Below are 21,516 nucleotides of genomic sequence, written 5' to 3'. Positions count from 1 at the left end.
AATTTGGACTATTCTGAGGAAACTACTGCAAAAAGTTTTGCCAAGATATTCTCAGGACACTTTACTAATAAACAACAAGCAAACAAATATCCAAAAGATTTTGCACATATAAATATCTTTGTCAGACCACTAGAATTTAAATTATTTGACTCTTTAAGCTTTTACTCTGAGCAGAGTTATGACCATTCACCATGGTCACCTTATAGGCAAGCTGTCCAAAAGATCAATATAAAAAAAGGATTGATTATACTTGAAACTTATAATCTTAAAAACCATAAGAGGGTTGCTGGTGCAGGATTTAACCTTGAGCTTATTAATTACATTAATAGAGATGATCTAATACCTAGATTTGGATGTGAAATGCATTTTATTGAGCCTAAGAAAGGACATTATAGGGGCAGCTTAAGACCTGGAAAAACTTGTTTTATCAATAGAGAGGGCCAAGAGACTTATCTATTAAGCAAAGTAGAAATAAATAAAAAAAAATGGGTAAGTATAGACGAAGGATATGATGTTCAAACAGATAAAAAAGTCTGGGGTTCTGAGAATGGTCCATATGAATTCCTAAGAGTTGAAGAATAAATATTTTTTTCAATAAGCATAGAATTGAAATTATAGCCTGTAGAAAATATCTTTAGCTTTGGCACTCACAAACCTATTATTATCATTGAATTTATTTTTCAAGTCTCCAATAAATGGATATAATTCTAGTGGTCCCAAGAGCTCATCCATGCACATTAATGTTGAATATCTACAAGGCCAATATGGATTTAAGTTTACATCTAACCATTGAGATATATGACCTTTACAAATACTTGGATCTATCTTCATTAAAGATATAATTGCAGAAGATCTAAATTTCATAAATAAGGGCCAATCATTGCTAAGACAAGAAAATAAGAACTCTATTACTAGATTAGTTTGAGACTGATCCAAACCTTCTATTTTTCTAAAAAGAATAGTTAAAAAGTAAATAGCACCATAATCTTTAGTTATTTTATCCCATGAATTAATCAAGTGAGGGAATACATTAGATAGTTTTTTCCCCAGAAGAATTTTTAAGGCTATGTAACCAACATTAAAATCAGTATTAAACAATTTCTTTATACAAGAATCTATATCTTCTTGATGATTAGAACTCTTCACAAGTGCAAGCTTATTAGGATCATCTATTAATGTTGTTTCTATTATATTAAAAAGTTCTTTATTATCATTATTATCAAGTTTCTTAGACCATAGATGATCTATTGCTCTTAATTTAAAGAAAGGCGAGATTGGCGTGCTTACTACTTTTCCCAAAAGGCTACTAGCATTAGCATCGATAATATCTTGCACAGCTGATTGGCGATCATTCTGGTTAGGCAGTTCAAGATATTTACCTAATTGGCTTACTTCAGAACTTTCACCTGTTAATCTAAAAATAGCAGCAATACAAGCACCTTTTACACCAGGAGAAAGTGGATCTGAGTTGAATAAATCTCTTATTTTTGACAACTCAGACCTAGCCAACATCCCTGATAGAGATTGAACTAAGATCCTTCGGTTTTGATTAGGTTGGGTTAATAAGGTACCAATATAACTATGCAGAACCTTTTCATTACAGCCAAGTTTATTTAATGCCCATGCAGAATTTTCAACAATATATGGATCATCACTTGTAAGTAAATTGCCAATCACAGGAATTGCTCGACGACAATCTAAATGAGCAAGTATCTCAATAGCTTTTCTCTGAGCTATTTGAATTGGTTGCTCAAAAGATTCTTTATATAGCAAGGCCAAAAGGGCTTCTTCTGTTTCTTTACAAGGATATTTAGCCAAATGAAAAACAGCTTTATAATAATCGCTTCCCAATTTCAGGTCATTTAGAGGGGTTGCCAAAATATTTAAGGCTTCCTGCTTGGTTAGAGGAGGTAAATTGTCCAGTGAAGCAATATTCATCTATCAATCAAGTGTTTGAAAGTCATAATAATCAAATCAAAATTGATACATGGTGATGAAACTAATTAACAGAAAGCTAATCTATTAATTGCATCAAGGCTGTGATCTTGTTCACAAAGATAGCTGTTGAGTTGATATACATCCATAATAAAAATTAATTATAAAAGCTCTTGGAAGAAAGCTTGGGAGGCTCAAGTGACGAGGTGAATTACTCCTTAACTGAAGATGAAGCTACCACTCTTGCCAACGAGTTAACGATCAAACTTAAAAATGGAGATCGTCCCGAAGGTAATCAAGAGCAAATCAAACAACTGATTGCAGGTCTTGCAGATAAACGCGGACTTCTAAGAAGAACATTCTCAGAAAGCCTTGGTTTAATAGGCAAGAAAGCAACCCCAGAACTTCGTCATGCTTTGCTCAATAGTCAAAATGTAACTGTGAGAAGAGCCGCAGCAAAAACTCTTAAACTAGTAGGCGATCCAGATGCCTTGCCAGATCTTCTAAAAGCACTATTAACTGATGCCGATCTAGTAGTTCAAGGTTCTTCAGCAGGAGCAATTGCTATTTTTGGAGAGAAAGGAGTTCAATATCTTTTACCGGTCCTAGAAAATCCTCTATCAACATCAATCCAATGTGGTCTTGCTAAATGGGGGCTGGCTTTTATAGGCGCAGAAGGAGCTAAAAGTCTTAAAAAAGCAGCAAAGTCAAAGCAATCAATCGTCAGAGCTTCAGCCATAGCTGCTCTTGGAGATCAAATTCAATCATTGAATGATGACGAAGCAAAATCGCTTGTCATCAATGCGTTGAACGACTGTTCTAATGAAGTACAAATTGAAGCAATAAATCTAATAGGTATTTTACAAGAATATGATTGGGACACTAGATTAATAACTACCAAATTAGATAGTGATGACATAGAGATAAGAAAGCAAGCGGCTCTAGCATTAATGAAGCTTAACGCTAAAGATCAAATCGAAAGCTTAAAAGAAAGGCTAGATATAGAAAGTAATTTAAATGTAATTAGTATTATAAATCTTACAATAAAAATGTTAACGGATTAAATCTAAGAGATAAATCTTGTATTTGATTACTATGACCCTATTTATAACGTAAAGCTTCTAAGGCACTTTCTCTTAAAATACAATCTAATTCTTTGTTATTGGAAAGTTGTTTTAAAAGTTTCTCAGATCTTGCATCAGAAATTTCACCCAAAGCCGTTATTGCAGCTTTAGCTCTAAGGATATTCTTGTCTACTGATAATCGCATAAGAATAGGGCAAGCTATCTGCCCTAGCTGTCTTAAAAGAGAAATAATTGCTAGTGTTAACTCTACTGAATCATCATTAATAGCCATCTCAATAACACCCTGCATATCCTTATAGAAATTATCCATATTATTATTTGCTGCTAAGATTACTAGGACTTTGAGACAACCAACCCGGAATCTTAAGCTTGAATTAGAAATATACAATTCCAAAATGGTGGGAATAATAGGTGTACCAAAATAAGAAAGAGCCTTTACAGATTTTCTTCTTAGTTCAACATCATCGCTATCGAGATTAGATTTCAAATATTGTATTGATTCTTCTGGCCAATATTCTTGCATATCAATATAAGCATCTTTATTAATGTTAGGGTTAGGGTGTAAAAAGTCAGATAATAAAGTTTCTAATTTAGGCCTATTGTTTAAAGAATCTTGCATGATCAAAATTAACTAATATAAGTAAATCTTCAGCTAAAGGTAATTCAAGTTATCTTAGATTTTTACGCAAGTGCATTAATCAAGTAATCAAGCAAGGCCTTAAATTCAGTTGCTGCTTGCTGACCCATTTGTCCGGGTACATCTATGGAGTCACGAATAAAGATAAATGCCTCAATATATGCAGCAGTTGGCAGCAACTGGGCCCTAATCACTTCTCGCATTCCAGCTATACCCCATTCGTCTAATGGGCCAGTACCTCCTGTAACCAGGCAATAATTTATTAAACGTAGATAATGATGGATATCTCTGGCACATTTATCTTTATTTGCCTGCTCATAACCCCCTTTACCATAAACCTCATCTAAAGCATCAGCTGTAAATTTGTCTATATATACTGCTAACTTCTCAGCAGCCTCTAATCGAGCAGGTGCTCTGTCAAACGAGCCCTTTACTGATTCCAAATCACTAATAGTAGGGAACCTACCTGAAGCATCAGCTGAAGTGATTACTGTTGTTACTGCTGATTTCATTGCCTATTCCTTTAAAAGAAGGTTGAATAAATCACGAAAAAAATTAACTAAGAGCATTTATAACTCTATCGAAATATGTTGCAGCCTCTGCAGCAATATCTTTGCATTGTGCACCTGAACCTGAATTAATACCCTCAAACATTTTTCTTCCAGTATTAGTTTCAGTCATTATTGCAATAGTCGCAATTTTCATAATCTCTATTGCCCTAATTGCATTAGCTATAGGAACTCCTAAAGCAATATAAGTTTCTTTTAGACCATTTATGCATCTATCGTCCAAGACTGAAGCGTCACCTGCAAGAAGCGCATAGCTGACATATCTCAAAATTATCTCTCCATCTCTCAAGCAAGCCGCCATCCGACGTGTTGGGTAGCAATTGCCGCCAGGCTGGGTTAATCCTGTATTTTCACAAACCATTCCAGATACTGCATCTGCAGCAATGCAAGATACGTTTTGAGTAATTGCAAGAGTAGCGTCAATACGCTTATTTGCATCAGTTACGTATTTTCGTAGAGAAGCAAGCTCAGCAGTACCAATGGGAGTTCCTTTGGAATCAGCACTTACAACAGCACGAGAAAATGCATCAAGCATCTGGATTTCTAAATCCTGGACAGTTATGTGATCAAAGTGCTAATGATCCGTAAGGAAAAGCACCGTCAATCAACCTAACTCTTACAGTGACTCCTGATTGAATACAAAGTTCAGTCCGCAATGCTTCGTAACCGAAAGAAGTAATTCAAATCACAGTGAGTAGAAGACATCAATAGAGGATCAACCTAAAAAAAACTAACAATCAGGGACTCTTCATGTTTTTGAGTTAGCCTCAGAAATAAGTTACGTAAGCCATGCCTGAACCGACTAGAGAAGAACTCCATCAATCTATTGAGGCCCTTAAAAGCTATAGAAATAGACTTAGAAAAGAAATAACAACTATTTCACAAAAACTTCATATGCCTCAGAAAAAAATTGATTCCACATTAAGCAACCATGCTGAACTAAAAGAGTTAGATAATACACTTCAAAGTCTTATAAATCAAATGGATGGCTCAAAGTAATTCATGCCAAGTATGAATAAATGAACTATGGGTAGGAATAAATCTCATTCCCCAATAAAAATCAAACTAATAAGATGAATCAACAGTCAAACAGTTTTCTTGATGGGCTTAATAACGAGCAATCAAATGCTGTTAATCATTTCGAAGGTCCATTACTTGTGGTTGCTGGTGCAGGAAGTGGAAAGACCAGAGCTTTAACTCACAGAATCGCTCATCTAATTACAGAGTATAAAGTTGACCCATCTGAGATCCTTGCAGTCACATTTACTAATAAGGCAGCAAGAGAGATGAAAGAAAGGTTAGAGCTCCTATTAGCAAAAAGAATTGCTAAATACCAGCTAGATCAGCCTTGGTCTTCTGTAAGTTTGGTAGAACAAAATCAATTTAGAACGAGAATATATAGGGAAGTAACAAAAGACCTCTGGATTGGAACTTTTCATGCACTTTTTTCAAAATTACTTAGGTTTGATATAGAAAAGTTCGTTGACAAAGAAGGTCTTAAATGGACTAAATATTTCTCTATTTATGACGAGACAGATGCCCAAAGCTTAATAAAGGAAATAATTATACAAGATATGAATCTAGATCCAAAACGTTTTGAGCCTAAGAAAGTTCGATGGGCTATAAGTAATGCTAAAAATCAAGGGATTCTACCAGATCAATTTACACAGTCTGCAGAAGGACAAAGAGGAAAGCTTATTGCACAAGTTTATAGCCTTTACAGAAAAGCATTAGCAGCAAATAATGCTCTTGACTTTGATGACCTTCTTTTACTTCCAGTACAGCTGTTAAAACAAAATGAGCAAGTAAGAAGTTACTGGCACAATCGATTCAAGCACTTACTTGTTGATGAATATCAAGACACAAATTGGACTCAATATGAGTTGATTAAGCTTTTAGTAACTAATGGCATTAACCCATCTTTCTTCTCAAGTTGGTCTAAGCGATCAGTCTTCGTTGTTGGTGATGCTGATCAAAGTATTTATAGCTTTAGAGCCGCTGATTTTAGAATATTAATGGGGTTTCAAGAAGATTTTAAAAATAAGAATTCACTACAAGGATTATCTAATGTAGTAAAATTAGAAGAAAATTACAGATCAACTTCTACTATACTTGATGCTGCTAATTCCTTAATCTCGAATAATAAAGAACGACTAGATAAAGTTCTCAAGGCGACCAGAGGTGAAGGCGAGCTAATTAAACTTACTCGCTGCGACGACGAAATATCTGAAGCAGAAGCCGTTGTTCATCGTCTACGTCTTCTAGAAGCACATAATAAAGATTTAAAATGGGGTGATATTGCAATCTTATATAGAACAAATGCACAGTCCAGAGTGATTGAAGAATCTTTAGTTAGATGGAATATCCCATACATAGTTGTTGGTGGATTACGTTTCTATGACAGAAGAGAAGTAAAAGATATTTTGGCATACTTAAGACTATTAATTAATCCTTCCGACAGTGTAAGTCTACTAAGAATATTAAATGTTCCCAAAAGGGGAATTGGGAAAACAACAGTACAAAGGTTTAGCGATGCATCCTCTCAATTAGGAATACCTCTTTGGGAAGTCGTAAGTGATCCCGAAGCAATTAGATCTCTTGGAGGTAGGTCAGCGAAAGGCTTATTGAAATTCAAAGAGCTTATTGATGATCTTCGATTGAGTTTAAATAACACCGAGCCTTCGCAATTAATTCAATTGGTTATGGAGAAAAGTGGGTATATAAGTGAACTTATTGCTACTGCTACAGATGAAGCTGAAGAACGTAGACGCAATCTACAGGAACTTGTCAATGCATCGCTTCAATACCAGGAAGAGAATGAAGCCGCGGATCTAGAAGGTTTTTTAGCTACTGCTGCTTTAGCAAGCGATGCCGATAAAAAAGATACTGCCCATGATCGGATCACTTTAATGACATTGCATAGCAGTAAAGGGTTGGAATTTCCGATTGTATGCCTTGTAGGACTAGAACAAGGGCTATTCCCAAGCTATCGATCACTGGATGATCCCGCTTCTTTAGAAGAAGAAAGAAGACTCTGCTATGTAGGGCTTACCAGAGCAAAAGAAAGATTGTTTCTATTTCATGCAACTGAACGAAGAATTTGGGGAGGGATGCGAGAACCTGCTGTCTCATCAATCTTTCTTTCAGAAATTCCATCAGAACTTATTGAAGGCGATATCCAATTAGCTGGAGGTGCTGCCTTGAGACGAGAGCGCCGCATGGATCGACTTACCAGAGTTGACAGACGTGAAGATCAACTCAATTCATCAGGCATATCAAAAAATTTGCCAACAAATGCAGTAAGGCGTAAATATTCCGGTCCAGCACCTGGAGTCTCATGGGAAGTGGGCAATAAAGTACTTCATTCAGCCTTTGGGGAAGGGGAAGTAACTCATATTTTTGGGAGTGGCGAGAAAATTTCTATTGCAATAAAGTTTGTTGGAATGGGCCCAAAAATTCTTGATCCTCGACTAGCACCAATTCAGCCTATAAAAGATAATTAAAGTGCATCTACTCATTAACTTACTAATGATTTTAATACAAACTATCCAATTGAAGAAATCATGAAGCCGGCAAATCCGGACTTCCTTAATGAATTTCCTGGCTTGCCAAGAGATTTTTTAACAGTTTTAAGAAGAGCTGCTAAGAACGTAGGTATTAAAAGAGTTGCAATTGTTGGAGGAATATTAAGGGATCATATTATTCATTCATTTGAGAAAGAACCTCTCACAAAATTTGAAGATATTGATCTTGTAATAGAAGGTCCCGTTAAAGAGTTAGCTACGCAAATTAGGTTAATTTTAGGTTCGGACAAAGTCATTATTACTCGTGAGAGTTCATCCTTTAAAACAATTCAGTTAAAGATAGGTGATACTTTATTTGACTTCTCTACTGCAAGAACTGAATCTTATAGCGCACCTGGAGAAAATCCTCAAGTTTTCAACTGCAATATTGAAGAAGATCTAATTAGAAGGGATTTTCCAATAAATGCAATGGCTTTAGAGTTAATAAATAATACATTTATAGATATTTTTCAAGGTAGGGAAGATATATCCAAGCGCAAACTAAAGTTCATGCACTCCAAAAGTGTTTCCGACGATCCCACTAGAATAATACGTGGTGCCCGTTACGCTTCCAGACTGAACTTTATTTTAGATGATGAATCACTCAAGCAAATAAAATCCACAATAAAATTATGGCCATGGGATTGGCGGCCAGATGAGCCCTTAAGTAAAGCACCACCAGCACTTTCAACCAGGCTTCGGATGGAATTAGAGCTTTTGCTTGAGAAAGAGCCATGGGAACAAGCATTACAACTTCTACAAGATTGGGAAGCATTATCATTACTAGATACACAGATTCAAATAGATAAAAATTGGCATCAAAGAATTCTTAAAGCATCGCAATTAGGTATTCCACCATTAACCGCCTTAGTCGCTGGTGCCAAAGACCCATGTTCTTTAGCTGCAAGATTGCAATTAGGTAACTATCAACAAACTTGCTTATCCCAAGCAATTAATATTAAAGAATATTTTACATATTTAGCTCAATCAAAAGAATACTTAAGCTGGTTACCTTCTAATTGGTGTAATGCAATAGAGAGTAGAAATTGGTATCCTGAGTCAATTGGTATTGCTATATCTTTAGAAACTCCACTTTGGGAATATTGCCTAAGATGGCTATCTGAATGGCGCAAAATAGAATCTAAAATCACTGCCAAGGAACTTCTAACTCAAGGCTGGACAGAAGGTCCAAAGCTGGGCAAAGAGTTACAAAGGCTTCGGGCAGAGACTCTCGACAAAGGGATATCAAATAGTGAAACTTCATAAAAAAATTTACTAAAAGTCTAAATTTCATCTACTAAACCAATTCGAACCCATGGGCCCTTATTAAGCAAAATCTGACTCACATTTTGTGGGCATGAGACTAGTAATGGCCCACACGTTTGTGGATCAACGATTAATTCTTTTATGACCTGATGTTCTATACTCTCATGCTGAATATCGCCAAGATCTAAATCAATTAATGGAGGTGCATTTTTGAAAGAATTTAATAAGCTAAAAAAAGACCTGTTTGATTGAGCAAAAGTACTAGAAAATCCACTTCTTAAAAGTTTCTTGGCACCTTTTAAAATAGGAATAGAATCTGGATAAAGCTTAATCCTCAAACCAGATTCCCCTCTCAATTCACGAAAGTGATTACTTGACTTAAGCATCTCCCCTAGATGACCTAATAGGCCATAACCTGTTATATCTGTGCAAGCATTTATTACGAAAGAATCGAGATTTTGATTAATAGGTTTTTTAATATCTTCTAAGAGAAAATGTTGACTTTGGGATAAAGTATCTAAAGTTGTTTCTAAAACCTCTGAAGAAGTAGCACCATGCATAGTACCTGCAAAAATAACTCCACTGCCTAAGCCTCTACTAATAAGAAGTTCATCTTTTGGTTTTAAGCCTCTTTTATTCAAAGGAAGTTGACCAGGTTTTAAGATGCCGTTAATAGAAAGAGAAATTTCTATACCAAGAGTAATTTGCTCTATAGGTTCATTTCTTGATTCAAAAGTATGACCACCTATCAGTTTTGCTCCCTGAGGTTCCAAGACAGATTTAATACCTGCAATAGATTGAACCAATAATTCTTTTTGTAAGTAGGAATTTAATACTGGAAGTGTTATTACCGCTTGAGCAGAGATCACTGATGCCCCTGATGCCCAAATATCAGAGCAAGCATGTAAAGCAGTAAGGCGAGCATTAAGCCACGGATCGCTAATTAATGCTGGGAAACCGTCAACGCTTTGCATCAAGGTTCCAGTTCCTTTAGAAGAAGAAACCATAGATGCATCTTCTGGGTAATCTCCTAATTTTTGTAGATCAACTTCTTTCAAAGCTTCTTTTAAGGTTCCTTCAGAAACTTTGGCTGCACAACCTCTGCATAAAAGATTGCTCTCAGCTTTTACCTTTTTCATATCCTTAGATGTATCAAATATATTTATAAAATGCCTGTCTATTGATTCCTTCCACTTCCAAATCAAAGAGCTTGGGCCTATTGAAAATGGTCCCCAAAGTGCCCAGCCAGAAGGCATACTTGATTTAAAATGACCTCCTATTAATTGCAAAACAATTTTCTGGGGATGCCAAGAAAATGGCTTTAAGCCTTTTGCGAGTCTTTCAATATTTAATGCCAAAGGCTTTGCAGCTCTCACAGCCCAAACCCCCGATGCTGGTCTTTGTCTATTTGCTATTACCCCACAATCACCAACTGCAAAAATATGTGGTTTATTAATTGCTTGGAGGGTGTCTTCTGTTAGCACCCTCCCTTGATGGTTAACTTGTAACCCACTTTTCTGAATCCATGATTGAGGTTTATTCCCTGTACAAAGAAGCACAGGCCCTCTAACAAACTCTTGATTAGTTCTTAAGTCAATATCTGCTGCAAGCAGACCCTTCCTAAATTTTTTATTGATCTTGCTTTCATAAGCCTGCAATCTTAATGGACGTCTAGGCCATCTTTTTCGTAATGCCAGCACAATTTCAAAAGCTGAATGACCAGATCCAATAACAGTAAGAGGTTGAGAATCTAGTATTGGATCATCATCAAATTGTTCAATCCATTCATAAGAGGATCTAAAAGGTTTAATTTCGGCTACTAATTTTTCTTCAATATGTGCAAAATTTTTGAAATCCGCAAAAGTCTCGGACCCTACATCAAGACTAAGCAATGAGAAGCCAATAGGAGGTCTGTTTTCTAAGAATAATTTTTTTCTCTCTGGATCTAACCCTATGATTTCCCCAATAACAAATGAAACACCAGATCTATTAGCTAGAGAGGCAAGGTCTATAACAGCATCATCAAATTTATATTGCCGAGAAATTATTCCAGGAAACATACTTGAATATATATTTCTACTACTTCTATTAATTAAAGTAATTAAACCTTTAGGCCTTAGATGGGGGTGCATCGCCCAACGACGCAAAATAAGTGCATGGGTATGACCACCACCGGCTAGTAAAAAATGATCAGCCAACATTTTTCATCAGATTTTCAGGAAAACAGTTCTAGCCATGGCCATTTGGGGAAATCCAGGCTTGGAGTTTTAGGTGGAAGTGGTCTTTATTCAATCAATAATCTTGAAAATATAAAAGAGATAGAGATTGACACACCTTATGGGAAACCTTCTGACAAATTGAGATTGGGAATTCTTGGGGGGATGGAAGTAGTTTTTCTCGCAAGGCATGGAAGGCATCATACATTTACCCCAACAGGTATCCCATATCGAGCAAATATCTGGGCACTTCGTTCTTTAGGTGTCCGATGGATACTTGCACCCTCAGCAGTTGGTTCACTTCAAGAACAAGTAAGACCTTTGGATATGGTGGTGCCTGACCAGTTTATTGATAGAACTCATCAAAGACCTCTTACTTTTTTCTCTGATGGTGCAGTTGCACATGTCACCATGGCAGACCCTTTCTGCCCAACTCTTTCTAGGCTTTTAACAGAAGAAGGTCAAAAGTTAATGCCCGAGGGCAGACAGCTCCATCGAGGAGGAATTTATCTAGCAATGGAAGGACCAGCTTTTTCTACAAGAGCAGAATCTCAACTCTATCGAAGTTGGGGATGCACTGTCATTGGCATGACAAACCATACAGAGGCAAGGTTAGCTCGTGAAGCAGAAATAGCTTATGCCTCTATAAGTATGGTGTCAGACTATGACTGCTGGCACGAAGGTTATGGAAATGTAAGTGTAGATATGGTCATTGAAAATCTGCAAACTAACGCAAGCGTTGCCAACAAAATCGTTGAGGCAACTGCAAAAAAAGTTGCCTCAATAAGACCAGAAAGCGAAGCACATTCCGCCCTCAAGAATAGTCTTATGACAGCAAAAGAAAAAGTTCCTCAACAGACTCTTGTCAAGATAGACCTATTTACTAAGCCTTACTGGGGGAATCTGATAGAGGATGAATAAATAAATTTACCCTCTTTAGGCTGAACCAACACCGGTATAAGAACCGTAGAAAAAGATACCCAGAACAAAAATTACTGCTATCCCGCCTGCAGTAGCGACAAGCCATAAAGGTAAAGTTCCTTCTGTCCAGCGTCGTTCCCAAGAAACAGCTGGACGGCCATCAGGCAGCCTGTCTGGAATTCGGCCATCAGGCCCCCTTAATTTAGACATGATTAAAGAAGAGTTTAATTAAAGAAATAGCTTGAGAACAAAATCCCCATAACAAACGTAAGCAACAGCCCTAAGTAAAGACTGGTACGGTTTAATTCAACCGGAAGCTTGTTGGGATTTGGATTAACTTGCATGGCTAAAGATTAGTCGATTAATCAACGACGGATGAACTGCATTGCTGCAATTGCACCTAAGAAAAATACTGTTGGAATGGCCAATGCATGTACTGCAAGCCAACGCACCGTAAAGATTGGATAGGTACGTACTTCAACAGCCTGTAATGGAGAAGAGGAATTTGTCATTGGTTATTTCAGGCGCAAGTCAAGTTGAGCCTTAGATTCAAAGCGCTGTGATACAACTGGGGCCTTCGATTCAGATGCCTGGAAATAGGTATCTGGTCTTGGAGTCCCAAATGCGTCATAGGCAAGGCCTGTAGACACAAACAAAAATCCTGCGATAAAAATCGCTGGGAGAGTTACCGCATGGATGATCCAGTAGCGGACACTGGTAATGATTTCAAAAAACGGGCGTTCCCCGGTGGAGCCGGCAGCCATAGCCTCACGCGTATTAGCTGATTGATCCTATCAAGGCTGTAACTAAAGTTGCGATGGTTTATCAGCATGGTTACAGAGCGTTGCGGATTCAAACATTTTTAAGCGTATCCAACCCACCTCAAAAGATGCCCTCTTTCACCAATTGCAAAGCCTTTTGGCTGATCAGACATCTCATTATCAATAAAAAGGATGCGAATAAAATTTGTTGGAATTAATTCACCAATCGGATCTTTTTCCCAATTTTCCCCACCATCTTTGCTAACTAAAAGGGTTCCATTCCCTCCTCCTGCCCAAATATCCCCATTTGGATCCCAAGCCATATCCAAATAATTGTATCCATTAACGATTGGGACTTTTGGCTTAGACCAGCTCTCATAGTTACCAGTACTGTCATTAAAACGAATCTCAGCTCCTCTAGACAACATCCATAAAGAGCCGTTGGGTTGATAACCCAATGTCTGGACCCGTTTACTACTAGCTCTTTGATGAGGTTGCCAATTTCCCTGACCTTGTTCAAGCGTATTGAAAAAATTACCGAGGCTACTCACGCTTACATAATCACCATCATTGCTTCTTCGTAGATCTCTAGCTCCCCCTGAAGCTTCAGCCACTTTGGACTCCCAATTAGATCCTCCATCATTAGTACGATATACAGCACCTGCGGTTGTTGCCAATTCAGCAGAATCATTCCCCAAAGTGGTTATCAAGTAAGGATCTCCAGGCAATTTATTGCCAAGGACCAAACGAACCCAACTTTGTCCCCCATCATTGCTATGCATTACTAGTCCTGGCTGACCTACTATCCAGCCTTCATTTCCTAAGAAGTCAATACTGATTAAGCGGAAATTTTCTTCACTACCAAGGTCTAACTCCCTATTTTGCCAAGTGGCTCCTCCATCACTCGTTTCACGAATTAAACGATTTGCCCCAACCAAAAAACCATGATTTTTATCCACAAAAGCTATATCTAGCGGGTTGTCATCACTAGCAAGTTGAATTTGCTCCCAAGGAGTAGAGCTTGCAATTGGGAGGCGCGTTGTTGATACACAACCGCTTAAGACGAATAAAAGACAAATAAATAAAGCAAGATTTGCAGAAAACTTGAATAATCGATTCATAGTGATGAACTAATGCAATGAATAAAGGGATAAGAAGCAGGCTGCCATTAAGGCTAAACCACCAAAAATCAAAACATTCTTCTGTCCTGGTGGAAGAGTATTGAAACCAAAACCATATTTAATATTCTCCTCAAATCCCTCGATTGGTTGAAATGCAGCGCCAATATCTTTATAGGCCTCAAAACCTGACCTACAAACTGGACAACGGAATTTTTGCTTGTCAAGATCTATAAAAGCAGTACCCTTTGAAATTTTGTACTTACTCAATCCTTCCTTTGGATCATAAATGTATCCACATTCTCTACACTCAAAACGATGTTCTCTCAGATCTTGCTTAAAATCTGAGAGAACCTGATCTTTCATTTGATCTGCATCTATCGAATCTTTGCCAATTGGATTGGCTGGATCCCTATCTAATGCAGTTTTTGATTCATCGCTCACCATTTCCACACTCACTCACTCACCTAACTCTATCTATGAAACTACCGATAAGCGAAAGTCAAACTAAGAATCAAGTTTTTAATAACTAATGTTCTCACTCCAAGGTTATGACGCATTCCTAGGTTTTTTACTAATTTCGGCAGCTGTTCCAGTTCTTGCTTTAGTAACAAACAAGCTTCTATCCCCAAAAAGCCAAACTGGCGAAAGAGAACTGACCTATGAATCTGGCATGGAGCCGATTGGAGGTGCATGGATTCAATTCAATATTCGTTATTACATGTTTGCTTTAGTCTTCGTGATTTTTGATGTTGAAACGGTTTTTTTGTACCCCTGGGCAGTTGCATTTCATAAACTTGGGTTGTTAGCGTTTATTGAAGCCCTGATTTTCATCGCAATCCTTATTGTCGCACTAGCATATGCATGGCGCAAAGGTGCACTTGAATGGAGCTAATCCGTTGACCGATCTTCCTTCTATAAATGCAGTTCGAGACATTCGAGAAGCCACCTGCGGACCAGTAGGAGCGCCAAATGTCACAAACGAATTAAGCGAAAATATTATTCTGACTAGTCTTGATGATCTTCATAACTGGGCCAGATTAAGTAGTCTTTGGCCACTTTTATATGGAACAGCTTGCTGCTTCATTGAATTTGCTGCTTTGATTGGTTCAAGATTTGATTTTGATCGATTTGGTTTAGTTCCAAGAAGTTCACCTAGGCAAGCTGATCTTTTAATAGTGGCTGGGACAGTAACGATGAAAATGGCTCCCGCACTTGTTCGGTTATATGAACAAATGCCTGACCCAAAATATGTCATAGCGATGGGAGCATGCACCATTACAGGTGGAATGTTTAGTGCTGACTCAACTACTGCCGTAAGAGGGGTCGACAAACTAATACCTGTAGACCTTTATTTACCTGGATGCCCCCCTAGACCAGAAGCAATTTTTGATGCTGTTATAAAACTAAGAAAAAAGGTTGGGAATGAATCATTCCAAGAACGCGAAAAAATGCTCCAGAAGCATCGATACTTCAGCGTTCCTCATAAAATGAAGAGAGTCCAATCTCAAGTAACCGGGGCCTATCTAAATGCAAGCACTCAAAAACAAGCTTTAAGCCCTTCTCAAGAGATTCCTCTTGAAGATCAAAATGAAGCAACCAAAGAAATTGCCCAATAAAAACCTTGCCAATGAACGAAGAAACTCAAACATCAGAACTTACAAATACTGATCAAGGTCCTCAAATTGAACCAGGACCAATCAGTAAATGGCTTAATCAAAAAGGTTTAATACATAAACTTCTTGAGCCTGATGAAATTGGAATTGAAAATTTAGGAGTCGACCCACAACAACTTTTCAAGATTGTTTCAGAATTAAAAATGAATGGTTTTAATTATTTGCAGTGTCAAGGTGGTTATGACGAAGGCCCTGGCTTATCTCTAGTTTGCTTTTATCACCTAATGGAAATGAAAGATTTTAATGAAGGCGATAAGCCTCGAGAAGTTAGGTTAAAAGTTTTCCTTGATAGGAATGGAAGCCTAAGAGTACCCAGTTTATATAAATTATTTCGAGGATGTGATTGGCAAGAAAGAGAAACCTATGACATGTTTGGTATTAATTTTGATGGTCACCCACACCCTAAAAGGCTACTAATGCCTGAAGACTGGAGAGGATGGCCACTACGAAAAGATTATATTCAGCCAGATTTCTATGAAATGCAAGATGCTTATTAATTCTTTCTTTTATATTTTCGATAAAAGCGCATAACAGCTAAAGAAAGACTCCTTGGATCATGCCTCAAAGTAGGGGTAGCTTTAGAACCCTGAAGTGATGCCTGATAAACCCTGTACCCCTTAGAAAGAAGGCTATTACGATCACATTTAACAGGCTCTGCCCCTCGTGATCGGTAATACTCAATCAAAGGAGATGGGGCAAGAGCTTCTTGAACAAGTATTTCATTGAAAATCCTATTAGTAATGCCAAGACTTGCTAATTGAGCCTCAATAGCTCTGATATGTCCTGCTACATCTAGACCATCTGTTTCTCCTGGCTGAGTCATTAAATTACAGATATATAATTTTGGCGCTTTACTTTTTTGTATCGCAGCGACTATTTCTGGCACCAATAAGTTTGGCAAAAGAGAAGTATAAAGACTTCCTGGACCCAGCAAGATTAATTCCGCATTCTCTATTGCATCTAAAGCTCTGCTAATTGCAGGAGGTTTTTCTGGATAGCAACCAATACGAACTATTGGGCTAGAAGCGCGACCTATTGATGACTCCCCTTCAACAACCTCTCCATTCTCCAATTCAGCCCAAAGACATACATCAGCATTAGTTGCTGGAACAACTTGGCCTTGAACGGACAGGATTCGACTAGAAGCTGTAATAGCTGTATCAATATTGCCTGTAATAGAAGTCAATGCTGAAAGAAAGAGATTGCCAAAACTATGACCTGCCAATCCAGTCCCAGATGAAAAGCGATATTGAAAAAGTCTTGTTAAAAGAGGCTCTTCATTTGATAGAGCTGCAAGACAATTGCGAATATCCCCTGGCGGCTGCACACCAAGCTCTCTTCGCAAAATTCCACTGCTTCCTCCATCGTCTGCAACTGTGACAATTGCGGTTATGCGACTGCTATATCTCTTCAAACCTTGAAGTAGTGAAGCTAAGCCAGTTCCACCTCCAATAGCAACAATATTTGGCCCCCTATTCAATTTGCTCTTAACCATTAATGCGTCTACTAAAACTGCATCTTTATCAGGAGCAACAGCTTTTTGTATTGAATCAAAGCTCCTACTCTGCCCCCAAAGCAGAAGACCAATACCAATTAAAAAAACAATTGGTCCAGTAAAACTTCTAGGTAGGAACGTGGTAATTCCTTCAAGAAACCAAAACAATCTTTCAACTGCCCAATAAATAGGGTTTAAGTCAGCCCATATAGCAGCTCCAAGAAGAGCTATTATTAACCCAATGCCTGAAGTAAACATCCAGCGTTTTACAACCAATCCAGGCAATAGCCAACGCACTGCTCTTTGCAATCTCCTTATAAAGTTAATTTCATTGATTCTTCTGAAGCTATTCTTCGACAAATCAGCATGGGCCTGATTTCTTCTCCTTCTTTTTCTAAATGGTTTATTAATCGAGGACAACTCTAAAAAACTCGCACAGAGATTATTTATAGATAACTCTAAGGGAACTTGACCTTCAGTCCACTTAAAGAAAGCCAGATGGAACATTCAAAATCAATAAAAACCCAAGACAATGCTGAACCAATTGTTGAAATTGAGAATTTATTAGTTGAATGGGATTCCAAGCCCGTTTTAAATAAATTTAATTTAGTAATGAAACCAGGCGAGAAAATAGCAATAATTGGTCCATCAGGCTGTGGGAAGTCAACCACTCTAAGAGTCTTAGCAGGTCTTTTGCTCCCAACAAGCGGTAATCTGAAATTATTTGGCAGCACTCAAAGTTACTTAAGGCTGGATCAAACTAATCCTCCTGATGTACGTTTAGTTTTTCAAAATCCTGCACTCCTTGGCTCTTTAACAGTAGAAGAAAATGTAGGTTTTCTATTAAGAAAAAACCAATCTATGAGTGAAAGTAAAATAAAAGAAATTGTTATTTCATGCCTACAAGAAGTTGGGCTTTACAATGTAAGCAATAAATTACCAAGTCAACTCAGTGGAGGCATGCAAAAAAGAGTAAGTTTTGCACGAGCATTGGTAAAAGGGTCCTCATTGCAATCTTCTTCCATGCCATTATTATTATTTGACGAACCAACTTCTGGCCTAGATCCCATAGCCTGCACACGGATAGAAGATTTGATAATAAAAACTACCAATGTTGCAAAAGGATGCTCAATAGTAGTTAGCCATGTGATGAGCACAATTGAACGATCTGCAGAAAGAGTATTAATGCTGTATGGCGGGAAAATCCAATGGGATGGAACAATAAAGGAATTTAAAGAATCAGATAACTCTTTTATAAAACAGTTCCGAACTGGTAGCCTTCAAGGCCCTATTCAACCTGAAATAATCTAATAGATATGAGGAGGAGCTACCGTGAAGCCATTGTTGGATTTACTCTTTTAGGAGGAGTAGTATTACTTTCTGGCATAATAATTTGGTTGCAAGGCTTTAGAGTTGGAAGAAACGATTGGAATATTGTTGCAACTTTTGATGATGCAAGTGGACTATCAGATGGAACCCCTGTGACTTTTAGAGGCATTAAAGTAGGCTCTGTTGAAAAAATATCATTTAACACAAGAAATGTTAAGGCAAATCTTAGGCTTAATACAAATAAATTGTTGTTATTCAAGCCAGTTTATGCAAAAGTTTTAGCTAGTTCTGTCCTTGGCAGAGACATGGAAGTTTCATTAATCAGTAAAGGGGTCCATAGTCAAAATATAACTTCTTTACCCAACAAAAAAGACTGTCCTAGTAATTTAATTGTCTGCGATGGAGACACAATAAAAGGACAAGCAATTAAAAATATTTCTACACTAACAGAAGAGTTAAATGAGCTTCTAGACCAAGCAGGTGAAGAAGAGGTTATTTCAAAGATGGTCAAATCAATCGGTCAGTTTGATGAAACACAACAAGAGTTAAAAGAGCTAATTGAGCTTTCAAAAGAGGAGATGATAAGAGCAAAACCAATAATTACTGAATTAAAGAAAACTGTTGCGCATATAAACAATATTTTAGCTGTTGTAGACAATCCAGAGACACTGGGTCATATAAAACAAACAGCAAAATCAATGAGTTCAACTACTCAAAAGCTAGACAAATTAGCGACTGATTTAAGCAAGATGATTAACAATGAAGAGCTAACTTCGGCTATACAAAGTGCTGCAATTGGTATAGGCAAGTTATTTAATGATTTATATCCTTAAAAGTTATAACTTCACTTCACTTCACTTCACTTCACTTCACCAATAGCATCCATAGCAATTGACGCAATCGCCTGATCACTGGCTTTCGGTAATTGCACATACTTACCTCCTGCAGCCTCAGCTAAATCTTTACCCATCCCACTTGCAATAAATTTTCTTTCTGTATCAATCACCAATAACTTAATTCCTAAACTTCTATAGCGACTAGCTACATCTAAAACTTCTTGTTTTAAATCAACAGGATCTTCTCCCTCTATCTGAGGTTGCCCCAAGGATACCCCTAAAGGCACATTTCCTCTTCCGTCAGTGATTGCCACTACTACAACCTGTCCTAGATCTCCCGTGGAGAGAGCATTAGCACCAACTCTTGCAGCTTGCGTCAAGCCATGTGCAAGTGGGGACCCACCGCCGCAAGGCATAGTCTCAAGCCGTCGTTTCGCTGCAGTTATAGATCTGGTTGGCGGTAACAAAACATCTGCCTGTTCTCCTCTAAATGGAATCAAAGAAACTTCATCTCTATTTTCATAAGCTTCTGAGAGCAATCTAATCAATGCTCCTTTAGCACTCTGCATACGATTTAATGCCATTGATCCACTAGCATCAACCAGAAAAATTACTAAGGCTCCTGCTTTCCTTTGAAGAAGCTTCGCTCGCAAATCTCCTTCCTCAACAATTACCTTTCTTGAAGGTTCTCTCTCACGACGAGCTTTCTGATATGGGGCTGCTGCCCTTAACGTTGCATCAACTGCAATTCTTGAAACTGGTCCTCGAGGAATAATCGGCTTAACATAGCGACCACGATTATCACTAAAAACAGCAGATCGGCTACCACTGTTACCACTTTTTGATTTAGCAGAAGAGAAAAGCAATAAATCAGGGTCAATAGCGCAAGCCTCCGGATCCAGCATAAATTCTTCGGGGATAGGAGGTGACGACTGATCTTCAGGAGTATCATCTTCATCCTCATCTTCAGAATCTTGATCCTCCAAGTCATCCTCTTGCGATTGATCGGGAGGAGGAGGTTGATCCTCAGGAGGCGGTGGCTCCATTTGCTCATCAGTGGGAGGCAATTGGAGCGCCCTAGGAGCTATAACAAGGCGAACAGCAACTTGTAAATCTTCCGCTTCAACCTTATCTCTACCACAAAGAGCTGCATGTGCTTTTGCCACACGAGCAGCGTATAACTCAGAACGATGTCCTTCCACACCTCCTCTTATTGCTTCATTCACTAAATATTCAATCTGCTCTTTAGTTATTTGAACATCAGGTAGCCATTGCCTAGCCAATAGCAACTGAGTAGCCATAGCTTCAGTTGCTTCAGACCAGGTGTTTAAAAAATCTTCGCTCGATTGAGCAAAAGCAATAGATGATTGTGTAATTTCTACCCTTTGAATATTCGAAATAGCCTGATCTGCTGATAGTACAATGGCGAACCTATCTAGCAAGTGATCACGAACCGCACCCTCTTCAGGGTTATAAGTAGCAATCAAGAGCGGGCGGCATGGATGACTAAGACTCAAACCCTCTCTTTCAATTAAATTCTCACCTGATCCCACTGCAGCAAGCATTAAGTTGACAATCCCATCATCCAAAAGATTCAATTCATCTATATAAAGAACACCTCTGTGAGCCTCAGCCAACAAACCAGGCTGAAAAACTGCATTACCTGATGCAAGTGAAGATGCAACATCTACCGAACCAACCAGTCTGTCTTCCGTAATACCTAATGGGACCTGGATAAAAGGGGCCTTAATAACTTTTGTAGGCAATTCAAAGTTATCTTGATCATCTAAAAACCTCTTATGATTATTAATTATTTGGTTAGTAACGTCATCCCATTCATTAGGCAAGTGTGGATCTAGGTTTAATCCAACTGGTCGTAAATATTCCGAGTCTTTCTGAAGATCAAGATCTAAAACTTCTATAGGTGGCAAAAGCTCATGTAATCCTCTAGCTAAGACAGACTTCCCTGTGCCTCTCCCTCCTGCAATAATCACCCCTCCTAGACCAGGATCAACTGCTGCGAGCATCAATGCAAGCTTCAGCGTCCCATGACCAGTTATTGCAGCTAAAGGGAAAGCTCGAGCATCAGTCTTCATGGAAGAGAGGCTT

Annotated in this window: 24 protein-coding genes; 11 read left to right on the top strand and 13 right to left on the bottom strand. The window is 38.1% G+C overall.

What is annotated here, in order from left to right:
* The first annotated feature begins 3 nt into the window (after positions 1-3).
* On the top strand, positions 4-582 hold the full coding sequence (locus P9211_RS01660; RefSeq protein ID WP_012194892.1) for a chromophore lyase CpcT/CpeT: 579 nt from the start codon (positions 4-6) through the stop codon (positions 580-582).
* 30 nt (positions 583-612) lie between these two features.
* On the opposite strand, the gene P9211_RS01655 is transcribed toward P9211_RS01660, so the two are convergent.
* Positions 613-1,938, bottom strand: coding sequence for a HEAT repeat domain-containing protein (locus P9211_RS01655; protein ID WP_012194891.1), 1,326 nt, complete (start codon positions 1,936-1,938; stop codon positions 613-615).
* A gap of 170 nt (positions 1,939-2,108) precedes the next feature.
* Between P9211_RS01655 and P9211_RS01650 the strand changes: the two genes are divergently transcribed.
* Positions 2,109-2,999: a HEAT repeat domain-containing protein gene (locus P9211_RS01650; protein ID WP_143703322.1), complete on the top strand. Its 891-nt coding sequence runs from the start codon at positions 2,109-2,111 to the stop codon at positions 2,997-2,999.
* Between the two features lie 37 nt (positions 3,000-3,036).
* Here P9211_RS01650 and P9211_RS01645 read toward each other — a convergent pair whose 3' ends face one another.
* The 3 genes from P9211_RS01645 to P9211_RS01635 all read right to left on the bottom strand — a co-directional run bounded on the left by P9211_RS01645 (position 3,037) and on the right by P9211_RS01635 (position 4,761).
* Positions 3,037-3,639 carry a HEAT repeat domain-containing protein gene (locus P9211_RS01645; RefSeq protein WP_012194889.1) on the bottom strand — a complete coding sequence of 201 codons (603 nt, stop codon included), beginning with the start codon at positions 3,637-3,639 and terminating at the stop codon, positions 3,037-3,039.
* Positions 3,640-3,701: 62 nt separating this feature from the next.
* Positions 3,702-4,169, bottom strand: coding sequence for a bleomycin hydrolase (locus P9211_RS01640; RefSeq protein WP_012194888.1), 468 nt, complete (start codon positions 4,167-4,169; stop codon positions 3,702-3,704).
* A gap of 43 nt (positions 4,170-4,212) precedes the next feature.
* Complete coding sequence (locus tag P9211_RS01635) at positions 4,213-4,761, bottom strand: bleomycin hydrolase (RefSeq protein WP_012194887.1); 549 nt, start codon at positions 4,759-4,761, stop codon at positions 4,213-4,215.
* Between the two features lie 254 nt (positions 4,762-5,015).
* Between P9211_RS01635 and P9211_RS01630 the strand changes: the two genes are divergently transcribed.
* The 3 genes from P9211_RS01630 to P9211_RS01620 all read left to right on the top strand — a co-directional run bounded on the left by P9211_RS01630 (position 5,016) and on the right by P9211_RS01620 (position 9,055).
* Complete coding sequence (locus tag P9211_RS01630) at positions 5,016-5,225, top strand: hypothetical protein (RefSeq protein ID WP_012194886.1); 210 nt, start codon at positions 5,016-5,018, stop codon at positions 5,223-5,225.
* Between the two features lie 74 nt (positions 5,226-5,299).
* Complete coding sequence (locus P9211_RS01625) at positions 5,300-7,729, top strand: UvrD-helicase domain-containing protein (RefSeq protein WP_012194885.1); 2,430 nt, start codon at positions 5,300-5,302, stop codon at positions 7,727-7,729.
* A 60-nt stretch (positions 7,730-7,789) separates the two neighbouring features.
* Positions 7,790-9,055: a CCA tRNA nucleotidyltransferase gene (locus P9211_RS01620; protein ID WP_012194884.1), complete on the top strand. Its 1,266-nt coding sequence runs from the start codon at positions 7,790-7,792 to the stop codon at positions 9,053-9,055.
* Positions 9,056-9,072: 17 nt separating this feature from the next.
* Here the strand turns inward: P9211_RS01620 and selD are convergent, their stop codons facing one another.
* Entirely contained in the window at positions 9,073-11,256 is a 2,184-nt protein-coding gene (gene selD, locus P9211_RS01615) for a selenide, water dikinase SelD (RefSeq protein WP_012194883.1), read from the bottom strand.
* Here selD and mtnP point away from each other — a divergent pair.
* Positions 11,242-12,192: an S-methyl-5'-thioadenosine phosphorylase gene (gene mtnP, locus P9211_RS01610; protein ID WP_012194882.1), complete on the top strand. Its 951-nt coding sequence runs from the start codon at positions 11,242-11,244 to the stop codon at positions 12,190-12,192. The two genes, selD and mtnP, sit on opposite strands and share 15 nt — an antisense overlap.
* A gap of 15 nt (positions 12,193-12,207) precedes the next feature.
* Here mtnP and P9211_RS01605 read toward each other — a convergent pair whose 3' ends face one another.
* The 6 genes from P9211_RS01605 to P9211_RS01590 form a co-directional block, all read right to left on the bottom strand.
* Positions 12,208-12,402 carry a photosystem II reaction center protein J gene (locus P9211_RS01605; protein WP_012194881.1) on the bottom strand — a complete coding sequence of 65 codons (195 nt, stop codon included), beginning with the start codon at positions 12,400-12,402 and terminating at the stop codon, positions 12,208-12,210.
* Between the two features lie 14 nt (positions 12,403-12,416).
* A complete protein-coding gene (locus tag P9211_RS09195; RefSeq protein ID WP_012194880.1) occupies positions 12,417-12,536 on the bottom strand; it encodes a photosystem II reaction center protein L in 120 nt (39 codons plus the stop codon).
* 21 nt (positions 12,537-12,557) lie between these two features.
* A complete protein-coding gene (gene psbF, locus P9211_RS09190; RefSeq protein ID WP_011124484.1) occupies positions 12,558-12,704 on the bottom strand; it encodes a cytochrome b559 subunit beta in 147 nt (48 codons plus the stop codon).
* Positions 12,705-12,707: 3 nt separating this feature from the next.
* Positions 12,708-12,956 carry a cytochrome b559 subunit alpha gene (gene psbE / locus P9211_RS01600; protein ID WP_012194879.1) on the bottom strand — a complete coding sequence of 83 codons (249 nt, stop codon included), beginning with the start codon at positions 12,954-12,956 and terminating at the stop codon, positions 12,708-12,710.
* 98 nt (positions 12,957-13,054) lie between these two features.
* Positions 13,055-14,074 carry a photosynthesis system II assembly factor Ycf48 gene (locus P9211_RS01595; protein ID WP_012194878.1) on the bottom strand — a complete coding sequence of 340 codons (1,020 nt, stop codon included), beginning with the start codon at positions 14,072-14,074 and terminating at the stop codon, positions 13,055-13,057.
* Positions 14,075-14,083: 9 nt separating this feature from the next.
* On the bottom strand, positions 14,084-14,518 hold the full coding sequence (locus tag P9211_RS01590; protein ID WP_012194877.1) for a rubredoxin: 435 nt from the start codon (positions 14,516-14,518) through the stop codon (positions 14,084-14,086).
* Between the two features lie 85 nt (positions 14,519-14,603).
* Between P9211_RS01590 and P9211_RS01585 the strand changes: the two genes are divergently transcribed.
* From P9211_RS01585 to P9211_RS01575, 3 genes are read left to right on the top strand one after another with little or no spacing between them, the layout of a single operon-like run.
* On the top strand, positions 14,604-14,966 hold the full coding sequence (locus P9211_RS01585; RefSeq protein WP_012194876.1) for an NAD(P)H-quinone oxidoreductase subunit 3: 363 nt from the start codon (positions 14,604-14,606) through the stop codon (positions 14,964-14,966).
* A gap of 4 nt (positions 14,967-14,970) precedes the next feature.
* Entirely contained in the window at positions 14,971-15,690 is a 720-nt protein-coding gene (locus P9211_RS01580) for an NADH dehydrogenase subunit K (protein ID WP_041391372.1), read from the top strand.
* Positions 15,691-15,701: 11 nt separating this feature from the next.
* Entirely contained in the window at positions 15,702-16,244 is a 543-nt protein-coding gene (locus P9211_RS01575; RefSeq protein WP_012194874.1) for an NAD(P)H-quinone oxidoreductase subunit J, read from the top strand.
* Here the strand turns inward: P9211_RS01575 and P9211_RS01570 are convergent.
* Positions 16,241-17,749, bottom strand: a complete 1,509-nt coding sequence (locus P9211_RS01570; protein ID WP_012194873.1) for a gluconeogenesis factor YvcK family protein — start codon at positions 17,747-17,749, stop codon at positions 16,241-16,243. The genes P9211_RS01575 and P9211_RS01570 overlap by 4 nt on opposite strands.
* Between P9211_RS01570 and P9211_RS01565 the strand changes: the two genes are divergently transcribed.
* Both P9211_RS01565 and P9211_RS01560 read left to right on the top strand, forming a co-directional pair.
* Positions 17,741-18,553 (top strand): ABC transporter ATP-binding protein, encoded by an 813-nt coding sequence (locus tag P9211_RS01565; protein ID WP_012194872.1) that lies wholly within the window; start codon positions 17,741-17,743, stop codon positions 18,551-18,553. The two genes, P9211_RS01570 and P9211_RS01565, sit on opposite strands and share 9 nt — an antisense overlap.
* A gap of 5 nt (positions 18,554-18,558) precedes the next feature.
* Positions 18,559-19,404 carry an MlaD family protein gene (locus tag P9211_RS01560; RefSeq protein ID WP_012194871.1) on the top strand — a complete coding sequence of 282 codons (846 nt, stop codon included), beginning with the start codon at positions 18,559-18,561 and terminating at the stop codon, positions 19,402-19,404.
* A 26-nt stretch (positions 19,405-19,430) separates the two neighbouring features.
* Here P9211_RS01560 and bchD read toward each other — a convergent pair whose 3' ends face one another.
* Positions 19,431-21,503 carry a magnesium chelatase ATPase subunit D gene (gene bchD, locus P9211_RS01555; protein ID WP_012194870.1) on the bottom strand — a complete coding sequence of 691 codons (2,073 nt, stop codon included), beginning with the start codon at positions 21,501-21,503 and terminating at the stop codon, positions 19,431-19,433.
* Between the last annotated feature and the right edge of the window lie 13 nt (positions 21,504-21,516).

The organism is Prochlorococcus marinus str. MIT 9211 (assembly GCF_000018585.1).
Lineage (GTDB): Bacteria > Cyanobacteriota > Cyanobacteriia > PCC-6307 > Cyanobiaceae > Prochlorococcus_D > Prochlorococcus_D marinus_B.
The sequence above is the reverse complement of the archived record's forward strand: the minus strand, read 5'-3'. Positions and strand labels throughout refer to the sequence as shown.

Excerpts from the sequence above, each read along its gene's own strand:
- P9211_RS01635 (WP_012194887.1), bottom strand. The coding sequence starts at position 4,761 with ATGCTTGATGCATTTTCTCGTGCTGTTGTAAGTGCTGATTCCAAAGGA.
- psbF (WP_011124484.1), bottom strand. The coding sequence starts at position 12,704 with ATGACAAATTCCTCTTCTCCATTACAGGCTGTTGAAGTACGTACCTAT.
- selD (WP_012194883.1), bottom strand. The coding sequence starts at position 11,256 with ATGTTGGCTGATCATTTTTTACTAGCCGGTGGTGGTCATACCCATGCA.
- P9211_RS01625 (WP_012194885.1), top strand. The coding sequence starts at position 5,300 with ATGAATCAACAGTCAAACAGTTTTCTTGATGGGCTTAATAACGAGCAA.
- P9211_RS01570 (WP_012194873.1), bottom strand. The coding sequence starts at position 17,749 with ATGTTCCATCTGGCTTTCTTTAAGTGGACTGAAGGTCAAGTTCCCTTA.
- P9211_RS01565 (WP_012194872.1), top strand. The coding sequence starts at position 17,741 with ATGGAACATTCAAAATCAATAAAAACCCAAGACAATGCTGAACCAATT.
- P9211_RS01595 (WP_012194878.1), bottom strand. The coding sequence starts at position 14,074 with ATGAATCGATTATTCAAGTTTTCTGCAAATCTTGCTTTATTTATTTGT.
- mtnP (WP_012194882.1), top strand. The coding sequence starts at position 11,242 with ATGATCAGCCAACATTTTTCATCAGATTTTCAGGAAAACAGTTCTAGC.
- P9211_RS01630 (WP_012194886.1), top strand. The coding sequence starts at position 5,016 with ATGCCTGAACCGACTAGAGAAGAACTCCATCAATCTATTGAGGCCCTT.
- P9211_RS01655 (WP_012194891.1), bottom strand. The coding sequence starts at position 1,938 with ATGAATATTGCTTCACTGGACAATTTACCTCCTCTAACCAAGCAGGAA.
- P9211_RS01640 (WP_012194888.1), bottom strand. The coding sequence starts at position 4,169 with ATGAAATCAGCAGTAACAACAGTAATCACTTCAGCTGATGCTTCAGGT.
- P9211_RS09195 (WP_012194880.1), bottom strand. The coding sequence starts at position 12,536 with ATGCAAGTTAATCCAAATCCCAACAAGCTTCCGGTTGAATTAAACCGT.
- P9211_RS01645 (WP_012194889.1), bottom strand. The coding sequence starts at position 3,639 with ATGCAAGATTCTTTAAACAATAGGCCTAAATTAGAAACTTTATTATCT.
- P9211_RS01590 (WP_012194877.1), bottom strand. The coding sequence starts at position 14,518 with ATGGTGAGCGATGAATCAAAAACTGCATTAGATAGGGATCCAGCCAAT.
- P9211_RS01560 (WP_012194871.1), top strand. The coding sequence starts at position 18,559 with ATGAGGAGGAGCTACCGTGAAGCCATTGTTGGATTTACTCTTTTAGGA.
- psbE (WP_012194879.1), bottom strand. The coding sequence starts at position 12,956 with ATGGCTGCCGGCTCCACCGGGGAACGCCCGTTTTTTGAAATCATTACC.
- P9211_RS01575 (WP_012194874.1), top strand. The coding sequence starts at position 15,702 with ATGAACGAAGAAACTCAAACATCAGAACTTACAAATACTGATCAAGGT.
- P9211_RS01605 (WP_012194881.1), bottom strand. The coding sequence starts at position 12,402 with ATGTCTAAATTAAGGGGGCCTGATGGCCGAATTCCAGACAGGCTGCCT.
- bchD (WP_012194870.1), bottom strand. The coding sequence starts at position 21,503 with ATGAAGACTGATGCTCGAGCTTTCCCTTTAGCTGCAATAACTGGTCAT.
- P9211_RS01585 (WP_012194876.1), top strand. The coding sequence starts at position 14,604 with ATGTTCTCACTCCAAGGTTATGACGCATTCCTAGGTTTTTTACTAATT.
- P9211_RS01620 (WP_012194884.1), top strand. The coding sequence starts at position 7,790 with ATGAAGCCGGCAAATCCGGACTTCCTTAATGAATTTCCTGGCTTGCCA.